General features: G+C 63.4%; 3 protein-coding genes. All 3 read right to left on the reverse strand.

Features of this window, described 5'->3' with window-relative positions; all coding sequences use genetic code 11:
• Positions 1-1,343, reverse strand: a 1,343-nt coding sequence (locus EN984_RS30995) for a L,D-transpeptidase family protein (RefSeq protein WP_127384199.1), incomplete at its 3' end; no start/stop codon positions are given.
• Positions 1,344-1,491: 148 nt separating this feature from the next.
• Entirely contained in the window at positions 1,492-1,857 is a 366-nt protein-coding gene (locus EN984_RS31000) for an MmcQ/YjbR family DNA-binding protein (protein WP_127266727.1), read from the reverse strand.
• A 115-nt stretch (positions 1,858-1,972) separates the two neighbouring features.
• Positions 1,973-2,508 (reverse strand): AAA family ATPase (locus EN984_RS31005; RefSeq protein WP_164765770.1); only part of this gene is annotated, 536 nt, incomplete at its 5' end.

Here is a 2,508-nt window from a genome sequence, read left to right on the forward strand (position 1 = left end):
CCATAGGTCGGCTTGTCCAGGGCGATCCAGACCGAGCCGACGGGACCGTTCGGCCCAGGCGGAATGGTCAGGACCTTGTCGTTCTGGCCCTGCTTGAAATTGATGCTGGGATTGTAGGTGTAGTTCGGATCGAGCGCGACGCGCGACACCGTGTGAATGCCGGACGGTGACGGCGTGTCCGAAGAGCCGATGGTTGCGGGATAGGCCGCGACCAGCCTGCCGCCGGCATCATAGGCGAAAACCTCTTTCTTGTCCTTGTCGGCGACGATGCGGGCCACCGGCGTCGAAACCAGTTTGCCGAAATTGGCGACCTTGATGGTCGTGCCGGGACGATTGAAATCGAGGTCCGGGTTGAGCGCTTTGAGATAATTCTCATCCATGTGGAAGCGCTCTGCGAGCGCCTCGGTCACCGACGTATAGCCCATGCGATCGAGTTGCGCCTTCTGGCTGTAGTCTTCCGGGATCGACGCGACATAGGGACCGGCCGCATCCTCCGCTGTGATCGTGTAGTTGGCGAAGGCATCGCCGCCGGATTGCGCAAGTGCCGCCTGGATGGCGACCGCGTCGGTCGATCGCAGATTGGCGCCGGTGATCTGGTTGTAGGCAGCGAGCGCTTTGTCGACGTTCGAACCGAAACGCCCGTCGATGACGCCAGGCGAAGCGCCACCCCGGTCGAGCAGCACCTGAAGGGCGGCGACATCCTGGCGCGCTCCCAGCGACAGTGCCGGGGCAACAGTGGTCTTGCCGCCAGTCTCTGGTGGCAGAGCTGCCTGATCGGCTGACGTCGCCGGCTGGGCAGGGTCTATCGAGGCTTCGTCCAGCGGCTGGCGCTTGATGGTACCCGGCTTTGCCGGCTGCGGCGCGTCGGGATAATTGTCATCGTAGCTGCCATCGTCCTGCGGTGCCGGCGGATAGGCTTCGACGGCATTGTCCCCATAGGGATCGTACTCGTCCGCCGGCGGCGGGATAACGCGGCCTTCCTCTTCCAACTGCTGGCGCCGGAACCGCGCCATGTCTTCCGGATCGTCGAGATAGTAGCGGTCGTCGCCGTCGGGGGCGCGGCCCAGTTCGCGCAGTCGTGTCTCGCGGCGCAAGGCGCGGCGGTCGAGCCGGGTCTGCGGCGGCTGGATGGCGATGACCTTGCCGGTATCGGCATCGACGATCACGCGGTTGCCCCTGGCGTCGTAGTAGATGTCGAGATTGCCGTCCTGGGCGACAAGGATGCCACCGGTATCGGCGGCACGGACAATCGGTGGTGCGCTGTCCTGCGTCGGGGCTGCGATTGCATTGGCAGACAAAAGCCCGCCGGCAAGTACCGAAAGGGTGAAGATCGTACGCAGCATAGTGGCGAAACTCTCCGGTCCGTAATTGCCGCCGCCCGGCATTGTTCTCTGGCGAAGCCCCTCGTCAGCAAACCAGTTACCCACCATATGGTTCCAACATGAACCGGGCATGAAGATGGCGGTTTTCCAGCGCCTCGAGGAATATAGACTAGCTTGCGGCAAGTCCCAATTCCTTGCGCGCCTGCCTGGTCAGTTTCAGGGCTACAAGGCGATGGCTCTCGCGCAGATAGTCCTTCAGCGCGGCATCATCCATGCTCTGGCTTGTCCGACGCTGGATCCATGTCATGCCGCGCGAGGCAAGATAGGGCGCGGGCCGCAGGCCCGGCTGCTCCTTGAGCACATCATAGGCGATATCGGAGCATTTGAAGGTGACGAAGAGCTGCTGGCCCTGATCCCAGCCGCCAACCGCGAAGACCTTGTCTCCGACCTTCCAGACATGGGCGCCGCCCCATTGGACAACGTGGTTCGTCGCGGGCAGCGAGGCGCAGAAGCCGTTGTAGTCGTCCAGCGTCATCCCGCCCCCTTTTTTTGCGCACGTCGCCCAAAAGTGGCCCCGGTTTTGGGAAAACGACATGCATATGACAAAGACCTAAAACGCCGCGCGTCCGGGAAGGACGCGCGGCGTAGGATCAGGCTGCCACTTCCGCCGCGACGATCGCCGGCTTCGAGCGGAAGTTCAGCCGGTCGGAACCGGCTGTCACCTTGACGGTCGAGCCGTCGAGAATGTCGCCGAGCAGGATCTTCTCCGCCAGCGGGTCCTGCAATTCCTTCTGCATCACCCGCTTCAGCGGCCGCGCGCCATAGGCCGGATCGTAGCCCTTGGCCGCCAGCCAGTCGACCGCCTCCTGGTCCAGCGACAGCGTGATCTTGCGGTCGACAAGCAGGCTCTCCAGCCGCTTGAGCTGGATCTCGACGATGCGGCCCATATCCTGCCGGCGCAGCCGGTGGAACAGGATCACCTCGTCGACGCGATTGAGGAACTCCGGCCGGAACGACGCCCTGACGACACCCATCACCTCGTCGCGAACCAGATCGACGTCCTGATCCTCGGTGAGATTGACGAGATATTCGGCGCCCAGGTTCGACGTCATGATGATCAGCGTGTTGCGGAAGTCCACCGTGCGGCCCTGCCCATCGGTCAGGCGGCCGTCATCGAGCACCTGCA

The organism is Mesorhizobium sp. M7A.F.Ca.CA.004.12.1.1 (genome assembly GCF_003997835.1).
Taxonomy (GTDB): domain Bacteria; phylum Pseudomonadota; class Alphaproteobacteria; order Rhizobiales; family Rhizobiaceae; genus Mesorhizobium.

What these genes read in the sequence shown, in the direction of transcription:
- EN984_RS31000 (WP_127266727.1), bottom strand. Translation starts at nt 1,857, where the DNA reads ATGACGCTGGACGACTACAACGGCTTCTGCGCCTCGCTGCCCGCGACG.